Here is a 13,750-nt window from a genome sequence, read left to right as displayed (position 1 = left end):
CCAGCATGGAGGCGTGTGCGGCAGATATGCGACCACGGTCGATCCCGCGAAGCTGGCGGTCGAGTTGGACGCGGTCGACGAGACCGGCGCGGCGGGGGCACAGGCGTGCAGCTACAACGTCGCGCCGACCACCGAGGTCCTCGCCGTCGTCGAACGTCATCGGGACCCCGGCGACGACCCCACACTGCGGATCCGGCTGATGCGCTGGGGTTTCGTCCCGCACTGGGCCAAGCGCGTCGGTGACGGGCCGCCGCTGTTCAACGCGCGGGCCGAGACGGTGACGTCGAAGGCGATGTTCAAGGCTGCGGCGTCGGGTAAACGCTGCCTGGTGCCGATGGACGGCTGGTTCGAATGGGAACGCGGGGTCTCGGCCGCCGGCAAGCCGGTGAAGGTGCCGTTCTACATGACCCCGCGGGACGGCTCGCGCCTCTACATGGCCGGTCTGTGGTCCGCCTGGCGGGGCGGCTCCGGCGAGCCGCCGGTGCTGAGCGCGACGATCCTGACCACGGACGCGGTCGGGGAACTCGAGGGGGTGCACGACCGGATGCCGCTGATCCTGCCGCGTGAGAGCTGGGAGCGCTGGCTCGACCCGGACGCGGCGATGGACTCCGCGCTGCTGGCCCCGCCGGACCCCGCGGTGGCGGCGGCGATCGAGATCCGCCGGGTCTCGACACTGGTGAACAGCGTCCGCAACGACGGTCCGGAACTCGTCACGCCGGATGCGGGGGAGGACCCGGCCGAGCAGCTCACCCTGCTGTGATCTCGGCGGTGACCGCGCCGCTCAGCCGCACCAGCTCGCGCGGGTCGAGTTCGATCTCCAGGCCGCGCCGCCCGGCGCTGCACAGCACGCGATCGAACGTCAGCGCGGAGGAGTCGACGACCGTCGGCAGCGGCTTGCGTTGCCCCAGTGGGGAAACCCCGCCGAAGACGTAGCCGGTCGCCCGTTCGGCCTCCGCGCGTTCCGCCATCGCGGCCTTGCCGATGGACAGCGCGCCCGCGGCGGCCTTGAGCGACAGTTTCGCCGGCACCGGCAGCACCGCGACCGCGAGCTTGCCGTCGGCCTTGATCACCAGCGTCTTGAAGATCTGCTCGGGTATCACCCCTAGGCGCTCGCCGAGATTGTCGACGGCCTCGGTGCCGTACGAGTCGGCGCGTGGGTCGTGCGGGTAGCTGTGCACCAGGTGCGCGACCTTCTGCTTGTCGAGCAGCTTCGTTGCGGGGGTGGAGGTACCGGCCATGACCGCGAGCCTAGTGGCGGGCGGGCGCGAGGCGCGTCCCTCGCGAGGGTACGGCCCGCGGTCGGGCGGCCACATGATCGGACGGCCGGGGAACACACCCGCGCCCGCCTGTGTTGAACCGACCGTCGAGGGCGTGCCTCGGCAGCAGGAGGTGTGGAGACATCGTGGCGGTGTTGTGTACCCGGCGTGAGCGTTCGGCATCCGACGATCTGGTCTGGACAATCCCGGTAACGTTGGACACCGAAGCCGGCGAAGGGACGAGTGTGCCGAGTAACGACGGGCCTGCCGGCGGCAGGACAGCTGCCGCCGAGACTGCAGCCGCGGAAACCGCCGCGGTGGAAGCTGCCGCCGAGGACCAGGCCGCGGAGTTGACCGCGCGGTTCGAACGTGACGCGCTGCCGCTGCTGGACCAGCTCTACGGCGCCGCCCTGCGGATGACCCGCAACCCCGCCGATGCCGAGGACCTGGTGCAGGAGACCTACGTCAAGGCCTTCTCCGCGTTCGCCTCCTTCAAGGAGGGCACGAACCTCAAGGCCTGGCTGTATCGCATCCTGACCAACACCTACATCAACGGCTACCGCAAGAAGCAGCGCCAGCCCGCGCAGTACCCGACCGACGAGATCACCGACTGGCAGCTGGCCGCGACGGCCGAGCACACCTCGACGGGGCTGCGCTCCGCAGAGGTCGAGGCGCTCGACGCGCTGCCGGACGACGACATCAAGGCCGCGCTGCAGGCGCTGCCCGAGGACTTCCGGATGGCGGTGTACTACGCCGACGTCGAGGGCCTCCCGTACAAGGAGATCGCCGAGATCATGGGCACGCCGATCGGCACCGTGATGTCGCGGCTGCACCGCGGTCGCAAGCAGCTGCGCGGGCTGCTCGCCGATGTCGCCCGTGAGCGCGGGATCCGGACCGAAACCGAGCAGGAGGCCACCCGATGAGCGAGCAGGACAATCGGGGCGCCGAGCTCGACTGCTCGGCGGTACTCGCCGACGTCTGGCTGATGCTCGACAACGAATGCGACGAGGCCACCCGGCGCCGGCTCATGCAGCACATGGAGGAGTGCGGCGCCTGCTTCGAGGCCTACGGCATCGAGGAGAAGATCAAGGGCCTGCTGCACCGCAAGTGCTGCGAGCATGCGCCCGAGGGGCTGCGCGAGCGGCTGCGCATCGAACTGCACCGGACCACCATCATCCAGGTCGATCCGGGGGCCTGAGCCCGAACGTGAGAAGGGCCGGGACGCATGGCGTCCCGGCCCTTCTGCTCACCTTCGGCGCGTCAGGCGTTCGGACGCTTGCCGTGGTTGGCCTTGTTCTTCTTGCGGTCGCGCTTCTTACGGCCACGCTTGCCCATGGATGTTCCTTCCGGTCCTGCAGTTCCTACCGGTTCTGCCCTGTCGACGGTTCATTCTCGCACGACGCCCCGGCTGTGGTTCGATTGGCGGGACAGATGTGCGGCCGGGCAAGAGGAGGACGTCGATGACCGAGGACGTGCGCGCCGAGATGGTGGCGAGCGTGTGGCAGGTCGTGGTGCACGAGGGTGACGCGGTCAAGGAAGGCGACACCCTGGTGATCCTCGAGTCGATGAAGATGGAGATCCCGGTCCTCGCCGAGGTCGACGGCACCGTCAGTTCCCTGGCCGTGGTCGTGGGGGACGTCATCCAGCAGGGCGACCTGATCGCGACGATTTCCTGATCAACGTGACCGCGCCGAGCGCCCGGGCACGCACCGATCGGCTGGAGCCCGATGTCGACGCTCAGTGACCTGCTCGCCGAACACACCCACCTGCCCGGTGGTGCGGTCGACCACCTGCAGCGGGTGGTCGGCGAGTGGCAGTTGCTGGCGGACCTGTCGTTCGCCGACTTCCTGCTGTGGGTGGCGCAGACCGGGGCTGCCCCGATGGTGTGCGTCGCGCAGTGTCGCCCCACCACGGCGTCCACCGCGTACTCGGAGGACGAGGTCGGCTCCACCGTGACCGACGTCGACGCCCCGCAGGTGCTGCGCGCCCTCGACGAGGGTGAGGTCTTCCGCGACGAGCAGACCCGCTGGTACAAGGGCGTACCGTTGCGGATGGAGGCCGTGCCGGTGACCTGGCGCGGCCAGGTGATCGCGGTGCTGTCGCGGTCGACGAACCTGGCGCAGCCGCGGTTCCCCAGCCCGCTGGAGATCGCGTATCTCGACTGCGCAGACGATCTGTGCCAGATGATCTGCGACGGCACCTTCCCGATGCGCGAGGAACTGACCGCCGTCCACTCGAGCCCCCGCGCGGGGGACGGCTTCATCCGGCTGGACCCGGCGGGAAATGTCGCCTATTCGAGCCCGAACGCGCTCTCGGCCTATCACCGGATGGGGTTGTCCACCGACCTGGCGGGCCGCGACCTGGCCGAGGTCACCCGCTCGCTGGTGTCGGACTCGTTCGACGCGCAGGAGGTGGCGTCGCGGTTGCGCTCGACGCTGACGGGCGATTCGACGCTGCGGATGGAGATCGACGCACGCGGCGCAACGGTGCTGCTCCGGGCGCTGCCGCTGCACCCGCGCGGCGAGCCGACCGGAGCTGCGGTGCTGGTGCGCGACGTCACCGAGGTCAAGCGGCGGGACCGCGCCCTGCTCAGCAAGGACGCCACCATCCGCGAGATCCACCACCGGGTGAAGAACAACCTGCAGACGGTCGCGGCGCTTCTGCGGTTGCAGGGCCGGCGCACCGACAACGAGGAGGCCCGGCACGCGCTGACCGAATCGGTCCGGCGGGTCTCGTCGATCGCGCTGGTGCACGAGACGCTGTCGATGTCGGTGGACGAGGAGGTCAACCTCGACGAGGTGGTCGACCGCCTGGTACCGATCATGGCGGACGTGTCGGCCGCCGGCAGCCGGGTGCAGGTACGCCGCGAAGGCGGTCTCGGCGTGCTGCAGGCGGAGCGGGCCACGCCGTTGGTGATGGTGCTGGCCGAGCTCGTCCAGAATGCACTCGAGCACGGGTTCGGACCGGACGACGCCGGCGAGGTGGTGATCACCGCCAAGCGGTCGGCGCGCTGGCTCGACGTCCTCGTGCACGACAACGGCTCCGGGCTGCCGGAGGGGTTCTCGATCGAGCACTCCAAGCGGCTCGGACTGCAGATCGCGCGCACGCTGGTCGACTCGGAGCTGGGCGGGTCACTGGGCCTGCACCCGGCCTCCGGCGGCGGCACCGACGCGGTGCTGCGGGTGCGGCTCGGACGTCGGCCGCGGCTCGGCCCCGACGTGCGGTGATGCGCCGGAGTGTCCCGCGACGGTGAGCCCGCACGCAACGACAGTGGCCCGACACCATACGGTGCCGGGCCACTGTCGTAAGCTCTGGTCTGCTAGACCGCGCTACGCGAACGAGTGCGCGCGTTGCGACGCTTGAGCGCGCGACGCTCGTCCTCGCTCATGCCGCCCCACACTCCGGCATCCTGTCCGGACTCGAGCGCCCAGGACAGGCACTCGGCGGTCACGGGGCAGCGGTTGCAGACAAGCTTGGCATCTGCAATCTGCGCGATCGCCGGACCGCTGTTCCCCACCGGGAAGAACAGTTCGGGGTCCTCGTCGCGACAGATTGCCTCATGGCGCCAGTCCATGCCTGCTCCTCCTAAGTGCGATCCGCACCGTGTAGTCATGATTTGTTCATCCGCGCGGCAGTGTGCTGCACGCGTTGTTGCTTGTGAATGCTTTCACGAACTGGGCAGATGTCAATAGAGATCGTGTAACTCGTGGGCAAGGTCACTTGACGCCACGAACCGCTGTTCGCCGCGTGTTCACCGTGCTATCGGGGCCGTCCGGGTGGGGTTGTCCGGGCGCCGCGACGTGCGTCGGACGCGGTGCTCGATCAGGGCGCCGGCGGCGCGACGACGTCCAGCGCGGAGGGGACGGAGGCGAAGTGCACCTCGGTCCGCTGCCCGATGTAGTCACCGTCGAGTTGCAGGCCGATGGGCTCGCTGCTGTGGATCGTGAGATTCGACACGTCGTCGATTCGGGTGAGCGCGCCGACCTTGGGCTGAGCCCCGGGCGCGAGCAACTGGCGCGACAGGCGCAGGCTCGTGAACACGCCCATGCTGCGCATCGCGAACAGGCCCAGTCCGGTGTCGTACCCGGTCTCCGGGTTGGTGTGCACCGGGCGCTGGTTCAGGTAGGTCCACGGGCTGGCGTTGGAGACGAACGCGTAGTGGACGCCCTCGATCGGCGGCCGGCCGGGCAGCCGCACAGAAAGGGTCGGCGCGCGCCGCGAGGTGCGGAAGAACGTGCGGACCGCGGTGCGCACGTAGCGGGCGGGGGTGGCGGTGCGGCCGGCGTGCCGGGCCGCCTCGATCGCCTCGACGACCATCGCGTCCAGCCCCATGCCGGCATTGAAGGTGAACCAACGATTGTCGCAGTGCGCCAATCCGATTCGGCGTCGCTCCTTGGCGGCCAGCAGGTCCAGCAGCTGGTTCGTGGCCTCGACCGGATCCGCGTGGATGCCCAGCGACCGGGCGAAGACGTTGGCCGAGCCGCCGGGGACGACGGCGATCGCGGGGATCGGGCCGATCGGCACGGACTGCATCGACGCCGGCTTGGGCGGTCCGAGCAGACCGTTGACGACCTCGTTGACCGTGCCGTCGCCGCCGTGCACCACGATCAGCGACGCGCCGTCGGTCGCCGCCTGCCGGGCGAGTTCACCGGCATGACCGCGATGCGTGGTGTGCACGACCTTCAGCCGCAGCCGGCTGGCGAGCGCATGCGCGAGCAGATCGCGACCGGCGGGGGTCGTCGAGGTCGCGTTGGGGTTGACGATCAGCAGCGCACGCACGGACATTCACCCTAGTAGGCGACAGTTGCCCCGCCTGTCTTAGGCTGGTGACGTGCCAGTTCAGCCAGATCACGACCAGCACGCGCTCCTCGGACCGCCCCGCACGTTCCTCGCCGCGGGCGCGTTGGTGGCCCTCGAAGGCGCGGTGGCCGTCGTCGTCGCCGTCGTCCTCGTCATCCGGGCGCTGACCGGCCACGACCAGTCCACCGCGCTCGGCTACGGCGTGGCCGCATGGCTGGTGATCCTCGGCGGCGCGGTGCTGGCCGCCGGCGTCTCGATGTTGCGCAGCGGCCGGTGGGGCCGCGGGGTCGGCGTGCTGGCCCAGCTGCTGCTCGCGCCGGTCGCCTGGTCGCTGCTGGGCGAATCGCACCAGGTGGCCTGGGGTGCGCTGCTGACCATCGTCGTCGTGCCGACGTTCGTGATGCTGGTGCTGCCGTCGTCGACGGCGTGGTCGGGCCGCCCGCGCGACTGACGCGGAACCGATCCGTCCGCGACGCTCAGTCGGCGCGTTCGGCCAGCGCGGCCAGCTCGGCGCCGGTGAGCCGGAAGTTCGTCCACTCGTCGCGCGACCGCGCCCCGATTGAGCGGTAGAAGCCGATCGACGGCTCGTTCCAGTCGAGCACCTCCCAGCCGAGCCGGGTGTATCCGTGGGTGGCGCATTCGCGGGCGAGCGCGGCCAGCAGCGCAGTGCCGTGGCCGCCGCCGCGACGATCCGGCCGGACGTAGAGGTCCTCGAGGTAGATGCCGTGCACCCCGTCCCACGTGCTGAAACTGAGGAACCACAGCGCCATCCCGACGACTTCCTCGCCCGCGGCGTCGGGTGTGGCCTCCACCGCCACGTGGCCGAACACCGCCGGGTTCGGGCCGAACAGTGCGGCCTCGATCTGCTCGGGGGTGACCGTGCACTCGTGCCGGAGCTTCTCGTACTCGGCGAGACCGTAGATCAGGTCCACGATCGCCGGCACGTCCTCGATCTGCACCCGGCGGATCATCGGGCCACCGCCAGGGGGGTGCGACCGAGCGAGGCGATCTGACGCACCCCGTGCTCGAAGCCGAGTTCGGCGACCCCGGCGGCGGCCATCGCGAACCGCGACCCCTCGGTGACCGGCAGCTGGACCCAGCGGGCCAGCAGCGCGCGGGAGAAGTGCCCATGACCGACGAGGACCACGTCCTGGTCGGCGACCGCCCCCAGCGCGACCTCGAGGACCCGGTCCGCGCGTTCCCGGACCTGTGCGGCGGTCTCGCCACCCGGGCACGGGCGGGTGAACACCGTCCAGTCCGGGACTGTTCGGCGGATCTGCGGTGTGGTCAGGCCCTCGTAGTCGCCGTAGTCCCATTCCTGCAGGTCGTCCCACACCCGGTCGACGGTCAACCCGGCCAGGGCCGCGGTGTCGCGGGCGCGGGCGCGGGGACTGCTGATCACCAGCGGGCGGGTCAGCGTGAGGTCGGCGAACGTGCCGGCGAGCGCCTGGGCCTGGGCGGTGCCGCGATCGTTCAGGGGGACGTCGGTGCGGCCGGTGTGCCTGCCGGTCGCCGACCATTCGGTCTCGCCGTGCCGGACCAGGAACAGTCGGCCGAGATCAGAAGCCATGGGTTCATCATGCCGGGTCAGGACCGGGGGACCGGCCGCCGGTACCGGCTTCGGGACGGTACTGGCTTCGGGTGGGAGTTTGGGCAAGGATGGGCCCGTGACGACGGTACTCGCGGTGGCAAATCAAAAGGGTGGGGTCGCGAAGACGACCACGGTGGCCTCGTTGGGGGCGGCGCTGGCCGCGCTGGACCGGCGGGTGCTGGTCATCGACCTCGATCCGCAGGCGTGCCTGACGTTCTCGCTGGGCCACGACCCCGACCGTCTGCCGGGTTCGGTGCACGAGGTGCTGGTCGGCGACGTCAAGGTCGAGGAGGTGCTGCTCGACACCCATGACGGGGTGCGGCTGCTGCCCGCCACCATCGACCTGGCCGGCGCCGAGGCGCTGCTGCTGATGCGGCCGGGACGCGAGCACGCGCTGCGGCGCGCCCTGGCCCAGGTCGAGGGCCAGTTCGACGTGATCCTGATCGACTGCCCGCCGTCGCTCGGTGTGCTCACGCTCAACGGGCTCACCGCGGCCGACGCGGTGATCGTGCCGCTGCAGTGCGAGACCCTGGCCCACCGCGGTGTCGGCCAGCTGCTGCGCACCGTGCACGACGTACAGGCGATCACCAATCCGAAGCTCGAACTGCTCGGCGTGCTGCCCACGCTGTACGACGCCCGGACCACCCACAGTCGCGACGTCCTCGGCGACGTCTCCGACCGGTACAGCACCCCGGTGCTGGCGCCGCCGATCCCGCGCACCGTCCGGTTCGCCGAGGCCTCCGCATCGGGCGCCACCGTGCTCTCGGGGCGAAAGTCCAAGGGTGCGCAGGCATATCGCGATCTCGCTGCGAATCTGGTCGGCTACTGGGACGGCAACGCCGATCTGATCACGTTCTCCCCGTACGAATCCTGACCGACACCGCTCAGGAACCCTTGAGCGCCACCAGTTCCGGGCCGCGCCGCTCGAGCAGCATGTCCCCGGTGGCGGCGAGGCCGATCGGCCCGCGCACGTTTTCGGGGCGCGGCACCGGGATCCGCGCGTTCTCGCGTCCGGTGACGACGTCGACGACCGCGACGGCCCCAGGCGTGGGGACGAGCAGGGAGCCGGCCATCATCGTGCCGGGGCCGAGCGTGCCCGGCACCGTCCAGCGCGGGGTCAGGTCGATGGCGTTCAGCGCCACCGTCGAATCGCCGGTCCAGAAGGTGAACATCGAGCTGTCGTCCACTGCGGCGGTCACGTCGGCACCCCCGTCGGGCGGCGTGGCCACCGGGTAGGCCGAGATGAGGTTGGCGTCGCCGTCGAAGATCCCGATCTGCGCGGTGGTGCCGGGCAGGAACACCGCGGTCAGCTGGCCGGATACGGCGAGAATGCGGGCGCCGCGCACGGCCTGTCCGTTGCCGATCAGGATGGTCGATCCGTAGGGCTCGGGCTTGCCGGGGTCCTTGGGTGCCGGGCTCATCACGGTGAGGCGGTCGCCCTGCTCGCCGGGGCATGTCTCGACCACTGCCAGGCGGCTGTTGCCGATCCCGTCGGAGCGCAGCGTGCATCCGGTGCGCGGTTGCGCATCCGGATTGACGGGGGCGTCGACCCGGCCGTACTCGAGGGTGCGCACCAGATCCGAGCGCCACACCTCGAGGCGGGTGTCGCCGCGGGAGACGACGTAGGTGCCGTTCGTCGACAACTGGACCGTGTGGTCCGCCAGGCTGGAGCGCTGCGGTTGGCGGACGCCGGTCGCGGCGTCGAGCGCGGTCACCTCGCTGCAGCCGCGCCGGTCCCGGTAGACCGACACGGCCCGGTCCCAGGCGCCGACCACCCCGCACAGCGCGATGTCACGCTGGTACTTCCAGATCTGGCGTCCGGTGCGGGCGTCCCGGCCGACCACCGAACCGCTGTCCGCTGTGACGACCGCACCGGACTCCACCGTCGGCAGTGCGGTCGCCGGGCTCGGCGCACTCCAGGCCTCGGTGAAGGCGGTCGGCACCTGCAACGCGGCCGGCGCCGGAACCACCGGACCCGAGGCGACCTCGTCGCTCGTGTGACGTTCGGGGCTGCGCCACCACACGAGCGTGGCCAGCACCACCACCAGCACGACGATGGACGCGGCGGCGATCAGGTCGGCGCGGGTCCGACGCTCCGGTTTCGGCACAGCGTCAGGCTAGTGGCTACTCCTGCGAGCCGGCGTCCGCACCGGGCGTGGCCGCGGTGGCGGCGGGCTTGCGGCGACGCCGGCGGCGCTTGCGAGCCGGTGCGTCACCCTCGGTGGCCTGGCCCGACTCGGCGGAGTCGGCGGTGGCCTCGGAGGCTGCGTCCTTCGATGCGGTCGCCCCCTGCTCGGCTGCGCCCTCGCCGGTCTTGCCGCCGCGGGTGCGCCTGCGATTCCGCGTCGACTTCGGCCGGGTCGAGTCGCGCCCCTCGCTCTCGCCGTCGGCGTCACGGGCCGGGCGCTGGGCCTTGGGCCGGGCGATCGAGCCCTTGGCATCGGTGGGGATGTCCAGGTCCACGTACAGGTGCTCGGAGCTCGAGTAGGTCTCCAGCGGGTCCGGGACCCCGAGGCTCAGCGCCTTGTCGATCAGCTGCCAGCGGGGGACGTCGTCCCAGTCGACCAGGGTGACGGCGGTGCCGGTGCGGCCGGCGCGGCCCGTGCGGCCGATGCGGTGCACGTAGGTCTTCTCGTCGTCGGGGCACTGGTAGTTGATGACGTGGGTGACGTCGTCGATGTCGATGCCGCGCGCGGCGACGTCGGTCGCAACGAGCACGTCGATCTTGTGGTTGCGGAAGGAGTTGAGCGACTTCTCACGGGCGACCTGGCCGAGGTCACCGTGCACCGCGCCGACCTTGAAGCCGCGCTCGGCGAGCTCGTCGGAGACCTTCTGTGCGGTGCGCTTGGTGCGGGTGAAGATCATCGTGGCGCCGCGCTCGCGGGCCTGCAGCACACGCGAGACCATCTCGACCTTGTCCAGCGCGTGGGCGCGGAAGATGTGCTGCACGGTGCGGTCGTGCACGGCCGACGAATCCGGCTCCTCCGCGCGGATGTGCGTCGGGCGCGTCATGAAGGTGCGGGCCAAGGTGATGATCGGCCCGGGCATTGTGGCGGAGAACAGCATGGTCTGACGCTTGTCCGGGACCATGCCGAGGATGCGTTCGATGTCGGGCAGGAAGCCCAGGTCGAGCATCTCGTCGGCCTCGTCGAGGACGAGTACGCCGACCTTGCCGAGGATCAGGTGGCCCTGGTTGGCCAGGTCGAGCAGGCGGCCGGGGGTGCCGACGACGACGTCGACGCCCCTGCGCAGCGCGTCGATCTGCTGCTCGTAGGGGCGGCCGCCGTAGATCGAGAGGATCTCGAGCTTGCCGGTCGGGCCGGGCAGGTGCTTGGCGGCGTTCTCCAGGTCGGAGGTGACCTGGATGCACAGTTCGCGGGTCGGCACGATGACCAGCGCGCGCGGGGTGCCGTCGAGCGGCATCGCCGCGGCCGGGTCGCTGACCCGGTGCAGCAGCGGCACGCCGAAGCCGAAGGTCTTGCCCATGCCGGTGCGGGCCTGACCGATCAGGTCGTCGCCGGCGAGGGCGAGCGGCAGCGTCAACTCCTGGATGGCGAAGGTGTGCTCGATGCCGATCTCGGCGAGCGCGCGCACGATCTCGTCGCGGACGCCCAACTCGGCGAACGAGGGAGCGGGGGCATCCGGGGTGTGGTTGAGGGTGCTGGAATCGACGTCCGGCGCCGGCGGATTCGTGTCGACAGTCGTCTTGCTCAGGGGTCTGGCCTTCCTCGCGTCTTCGCGCGCACGAGGAGGAACCGGGCCTTGGGGCCCACGTTCGGCACTCCCGGCGCGGATGCTCTCGGCTCGGCGGGACGGGGCGTCCCGGATGCTGCGCGGCCGGTCATGCGGCCTGCGACAGGCGTGGCGGCGAGCTCATCCGACAAGTGGTGCGCGCACAGTATCGATCAGTCGTGACGGAAATGCCGACGACCTGCAGCCATGGTACCCGTAACCCGCGTCCAGGGTGACCGTGCCCGTCGCGGGGCGACTAGTGTCCACGACCATGGCGTCGAATGTGTCCGAGTCCCCGGTCCCCACGATCTCGTCCGATGACCCCGGCGTGACTGAACTGTTCGCGTTGCTCGCCTACGGCGAGATCTCCGCGTTCTATCGACTCTCCGCCGACGCCGCCAAGGCGCCCGACCTGCGCGGCAAGGTCGCGCTGGCCAGCATGGCCGCCGCCGAGATGGGCCACTACGAGCGGCTGCAGGAGGCGCTGGAGCGCCGCGGGGTGGACATCTATCAGGCGATGGAACCGTACGTGCAGGCGCTCGAGGACTATCACGCGTCGACGACGCCGAGCACGTGGCTGGAGTCGCTCGTCAAGGCCTACATCGGCGACGGGCTCGCCGCGGACTTCTACCGCGAGATCGCGGGCACGCTGTCCGGTGAGGTCGCGGAGATCGTGCGCGAGGTGCTCAGCGAGACCGCGCACTCGACGTTCGTGGTCGACGAGGTGAGCAAGGCGGTCGCGGCGAGCCCGCAGACCAAGGCGCGGCTGACGCTGTGGGGCCGGCGGCTCCTCGGCGAGGCGATCACGCAGGCCCAGTACGTCGCGGCCCGGCGTGAGGAACTCGCCGATCTGGTGCTTGCCGCGGTCGGTGACATCAACCATCTCGTCGAGTTGTTCGACCGCATGCAGGAGCAGCACGAGGTGCGGATGGAGGCGCTGGGCCTGGTCTGAGCGGTGTTCGCTCAGGGCACAGCGCCGGAGTCCTGTTCGCGCCGTCGGGCTGCACTAGCCTGGTCGGAGAATCTTCTGCCACACGAATTCGGAGGTTGACCGTGGAGGTCAAGATCGGTGTTTCGGACAGCCCGCGCGAGCTCGTCATCAACAGTGGGCAGACGCCGGAAGAGGTCGAGAGCGCGGTGCGCGCGGCCCTCGAGGGCGACCGGTCGGGCATGCTGACGCTCGAGGACGACAAGGGGCGCCGCTACCTGGTGGCCGCCGCGCGCGTCGCCTACGTCGAGATCGGCCCGTCCGACTCGCGCCGGGTGGGCTTCGGCGCTCGCTGAACATTCGCGGACGCGGCGGTGTGGGAGTTCCCGCACCGCCGCGTCGTCGTATCAGGGTGGTATCGGGGTGGGTCAGAACGACTCGAGCAGGGCATCCCGCGCCGACCGCCACTGCACGCCCAGCTCGTCGTGCGTGCGTGAGTCGTCGGTCGGGGTGGCGGCGGTCAGCAGGCTCGCGGCCTCGTAGCTCAGCCCGGAGCTGACGGGGACGACCTTCGACAGGGCATCGGTGATCCGGCCGAGGCCGAGCATCACCTTCCGGCCGGTCGGGATGCGGCGCAGTTTGCGGCCCGAGGCGCGCTCGAGCAGGTCGACCAGATCGTTGAACGGGATCAGCTCGCCGCCGCACATGTAGCGGCGCGGCCCCCGGCCGGGTTTCATCACCGCGGCATGCACCGCTGCGACGTCGCGGACGTCGATCATCTGCATGCCGCCCTCGAATGTCGGAGCGACACCCATCTTCAGGATCGCCTGCCAGCCGTCGGCGGTCACGCCGCGTCGGTCGCCGAGCGCCGGGCCGATCACGCTGGACGGATAGGTGATCACCACCGGGGCGCCGGCCGCCTGCAGGGCGCGGGCCACCCGGTCGGCGGCCGATTTGGTGCGGCCGTAGGCGCTGCGACCGACCGCGGTCGGGCTGTCCGGCCCGATAACCGGATCGGGGCTGGGGAACAGCACGGCGTAGCTCGCCACGTGCACGATCGGGTCCAGGCCCATCATCGCCGCGCGGACCAGCACGTCCGTGGTCGCCTGTGTGTTGATCTCCCACATCAACTGCTCGCGGGTGTCGTCGGTGCCGACCACGCCGGCGGCGTGCAGCACGGCGTCGCAGCCGGTGAGCAGCGCCCGCACGGTGTCGGGGTCGCGCAGATCGCCGACGAGCACGTCGACGCGGCCGGCGGCAGGGCCGAACAGCGCGAGCGTTTCCGTGACGTCCTCGGCCGGATGGACCAGCAGGCGGACGTCGTGACCCGACTCGAGCAGGGCCGCGGTGGTGTGGGTGCCGAGGAAGCCTGTTCCGCCGGTGACTGAAATCTGCACGAACTCTCCCTAGAAATACGGTGCCAGTGGACTCGTATTGGGAGAC

The 13,750-nt window shown here is 70.6% G+C and carries 18 protein-coding genes; 9 read left to right on the top strand and 9 right to left on the bottom strand.

Going from position 1 to position 13,750, the window contains the following annotated elements; all coding sequences use genetic code 11:
- Positions 1-13: 13 nt before the first annotated feature.
- Entirely contained in the window at positions 14-760 is a 747-nt protein-coding gene (locus G4X40_RS01290; protein ID WP_277829631.1) for an SOS response-associated peptidase, read from the top strand.
- Here G4X40_RS01290 and G4X40_RS01285 read toward each other — a convergent pair.
- Complete coding sequence (locus tag G4X40_RS01285) at positions 747-1,238, bottom strand: aminoacyl-tRNA deacylase (RefSeq protein WP_277829630.1); 492 nt, start codon at positions 1,236-1,238, stop codon at positions 747-749. The genes G4X40_RS01290 and G4X40_RS01285 overlap by 14 nt on opposite strands.
- Before the next feature lie 335 nt (positions 1,239-1,573).
- Here G4X40_RS01285 and G4X40_RS01280 point away from each other — a divergent pair, with 335 nt between their 5' ends.
- Both G4X40_RS01280 and rsrA read left to right on the top strand, forming a co-directional pair.
- Entirely contained in the window at positions 1,574-2,179 is a 606-nt protein-coding gene (locus tag G4X40_RS01280) for a sigma-70 family RNA polymerase sigma factor (protein ID WP_277831206.1), read from the top strand.
- Positions 2,176-2,454 carry a mycothiol system anti-sigma-R factor gene (gene rsrA / locus G4X40_RS01275; protein WP_277829629.1) on the top strand — a complete coding sequence of 93 codons (279 nt, stop codon included), beginning with the start codon at positions 2,176-2,178 and terminating at the stop codon, positions 2,452-2,454. The genes G4X40_RS01280 and rsrA overlap by 4 nt, the downstream gene beginning before the upstream one ends.
- Before the next feature lie 62 nt (positions 2,455-2,516).
- On the opposite strand, the gene G4X40_RS22910 is transcribed toward rsrA, so the two are convergent.
- The gene (locus tag G4X40_RS22910; protein WP_408642125.1) at positions 2,517-2,591 is read right to left on the bottom strand and encodes a 50S ribosomal protein bL37; all 75 of its coding nucleotides are present in this window, start codon (positions 2,589-2,591) and stop codon (positions 2,517-2,519) included.
- A 125-nt stretch (positions 2,592-2,716) separates the two neighbouring features.
- On the opposite strand from G4X40_RS22910, the gene G4X40_RS01270 reads away from it, so the two are divergent.
- Entirely contained in the window at positions 2,717-2,932 is a 216-nt protein-coding gene (locus G4X40_RS01270; RefSeq protein WP_277829628.1) for a biotin/lipoyl-binding carrier protein, read from the top strand.
- Positions 2,933-2,983: 51 nt separating this feature from the next.
- Positions 2,984-4,483: a sensor histidine kinase gene (locus G4X40_RS01265; RefSeq protein ID WP_277829627.1), complete on the top strand. Its 1,500-nt coding sequence runs from the start codon at positions 2,984-2,986 to the stop codon at positions 4,481-4,483.
- Positions 4,484-4,575: 92 nt separating this feature from the next.
- On the opposite strand, the gene G4X40_RS01260 is transcribed toward G4X40_RS01265, so the two are convergent.
- Both G4X40_RS01260 and G4X40_RS01255 read right to left on the bottom strand, forming a co-directional pair.
- Positions 4,576-4,830: a WhiB family transcriptional regulator gene (locus G4X40_RS01260; RefSeq protein ID WP_277829626.1), complete on the bottom strand. Its 255-nt coding sequence runs from the start codon at positions 4,828-4,830 to the stop codon at positions 4,576-4,578.
- Positions 4,831-5,078: 248 nt separating this feature from the next.
- Positions 5,079-6,035, bottom strand: a complete 957-nt coding sequence (locus G4X40_RS01255; RefSeq protein ID WP_277829625.1) for a diacylglycerol/lipid kinase family protein — start codon at positions 6,033-6,035, stop codon at positions 5,079-5,081.
- Between the two features lie 52 nt (positions 6,036-6,087).
- Between G4X40_RS01255 and G4X40_RS01250 the strand changes: the two genes are divergently transcribed.
- Complete coding sequence (locus tag G4X40_RS01250; protein ID WP_277829624.1) at positions 6,088-6,507, top strand: hypothetical protein; 420 nt, start codon at positions 6,088-6,090, stop codon at positions 6,505-6,507.
- A 25-nt stretch (positions 6,508-6,532) separates the two neighbouring features.
- Here G4X40_RS01250 and G4X40_RS01245 read toward each other — a convergent pair whose 3' ends face one another.
- Positions 6,533-7,027: a GNAT family N-acetyltransferase gene (locus tag G4X40_RS01245; RefSeq protein WP_277829623.1), complete on the bottom strand. Its 495-nt coding sequence runs from the start codon at positions 7,025-7,027 to the stop codon at positions 6,533-6,535.
- On the bottom strand, positions 7,024-7,626 hold the full coding sequence (locus G4X40_RS01240; RefSeq protein ID WP_277829622.1) for an acid phosphatase: 603 nt from the start codon (positions 7,624-7,626) through the stop codon (positions 7,024-7,026). Before G4X40_RS01240 ends, G4X40_RS01245 begins: the two co-directional genes overlap by 4 nt.
- 97 nt (positions 7,627-7,723) lie before the next feature.
- On the opposite strand from G4X40_RS01240, the gene G4X40_RS01235 reads away from it, so the two are divergent.
- Positions 7,724-8,521, top strand: coding sequence for a ParA family protein (locus G4X40_RS01235; RefSeq protein ID WP_277829621.1), 798 nt, complete (start codon positions 7,724-7,726; stop codon positions 8,519-8,521).
- Positions 8,522-8,531: 10 nt separating this feature from the next.
- Here G4X40_RS01235 and G4X40_RS01230 read toward each other — a convergent pair whose 3' ends face one another.
- Both G4X40_RS01230 and G4X40_RS01225 read right to left on the bottom strand, forming a co-directional pair.
- Positions 8,532-9,755, bottom strand: coding sequence for an Rv3212 family protein (locus G4X40_RS01230; protein WP_277829620.1), 1,224 nt, complete (start codon positions 9,753-9,755; stop codon positions 8,532-8,534).
- A gap of 16 nt (positions 9,756-9,771) precedes the next feature.
- Positions 9,772-11,361 (bottom strand): DEAD/DEAH box helicase, encoded by a 1,590-nt coding sequence (locus G4X40_RS01225; RefSeq protein ID WP_277831204.1) that lies wholly within the window; start codon positions 11,359-11,361, stop codon positions 9,772-9,774.
- Between the two features lie 289 nt (positions 11,362-11,650).
- Here G4X40_RS01225 and G4X40_RS01220 point away from each other — a divergent pair, with 289 nt between their 5' ends.
- Both G4X40_RS01220 and G4X40_RS01215 read left to right on the top strand, forming a co-directional pair.
- Positions 11,651-12,331 (top strand): ferritin-like fold-containing protein, encoded by a 681-nt coding sequence (locus tag G4X40_RS01220; RefSeq protein ID WP_277829619.1) that lies wholly within the window; start codon positions 11,651-11,653, stop codon positions 12,329-12,331.
- Positions 12,332-12,432: 101 nt separating this feature from the next.
- Entirely contained in the window at positions 12,433-12,663 is a 231-nt protein-coding gene (locus G4X40_RS01215; RefSeq protein ID WP_277829618.1) for a DUF3107 domain-containing protein, read from the top strand.
- Between the two features lie 72 nt (positions 12,664-12,735).
- Here the strand turns inward: G4X40_RS01215 and G4X40_RS01210 are convergent, their stop codons facing one another.
- Positions 12,736-13,704: an NAD-dependent epimerase/dehydratase family protein gene (locus tag G4X40_RS01210; RefSeq protein WP_277829617.1), complete on the bottom strand. Its 969-nt coding sequence runs from the start codon at positions 13,702-13,704 to the stop codon at positions 12,736-12,738.
- Positions 13,705-13,750 lie beyond the last annotated feature (46 nt).

The organism is Speluncibacter jeojiensis (genome assembly GCF_029589495.1).
In the GTDB taxonomy this organism is placed as follows: Bacteria; Actinomycetota; Actinomycetes; order Mycobacteriales; family Mycobacteriaceae; genus Speluncibacter; species Speluncibacter jeojiensis.
The sequence above is the reverse complement of the archived record's forward strand: the minus strand, read 5'-3'. Positions and strand labels throughout refer to the sequence as shown.

Excerpts from the sequence above, each read along its gene's own strand:
- G4X40_RS01285 (WP_277829630.1), bottom strand. The coding sequence starts at position 1,238 with ATGGCCGGTACCTCCACCCCCGCAACGAAGCTGCTCGACAAGCAGAAG.
- rsrA (WP_277829629.1), top strand. The coding sequence starts at position 2,176 with ATGAGCGAGCAGGACAATCGGGGCGCCGAGCTCGACTGCTCGGCGGTA.
- G4X40_RS01270 (WP_277829628.1), top strand. The coding sequence starts at position 2,717 with ATGACCGAGGACGTGCGCGCCGAGATGGTGGCGAGCGTGTGGCAGGTC.
- G4X40_RS01265 (WP_277829627.1), top strand. The coding sequence starts at position 2,984 with ATGTCGACGCTCAGTGACCTGCTCGCCGAACACACCCACCTGCCCGGT.
- G4X40_RS01260 (WP_277829626.1), bottom strand. The coding sequence starts at position 4,830 with ATGGACTGGCGCCATGAGGCAATCTGTCGCGACGAGGACCCCGAACTG.
- G4X40_RS01245 (WP_277829623.1), bottom strand. The coding sequence starts at position 7,027 with ATGATCCGCCGGGTGCAGATCGAGGACGTGCCGGCGATCGTGGACCTG.
- G4X40_RS01240 (WP_277829622.1), bottom strand. The coding sequence starts at position 7,626 with ATGGCTTCTGATCTCGGCCGACTGTTCCTGGTCCGGCACGGCGAGACC.
- G4X40_RS01220 (WP_277829619.1), top strand. The coding sequence starts at position 11,651 with ATGGCGTCGAATGTGTCCGAGTCCCCGGTCCCCACGATCTCGTCCGAT.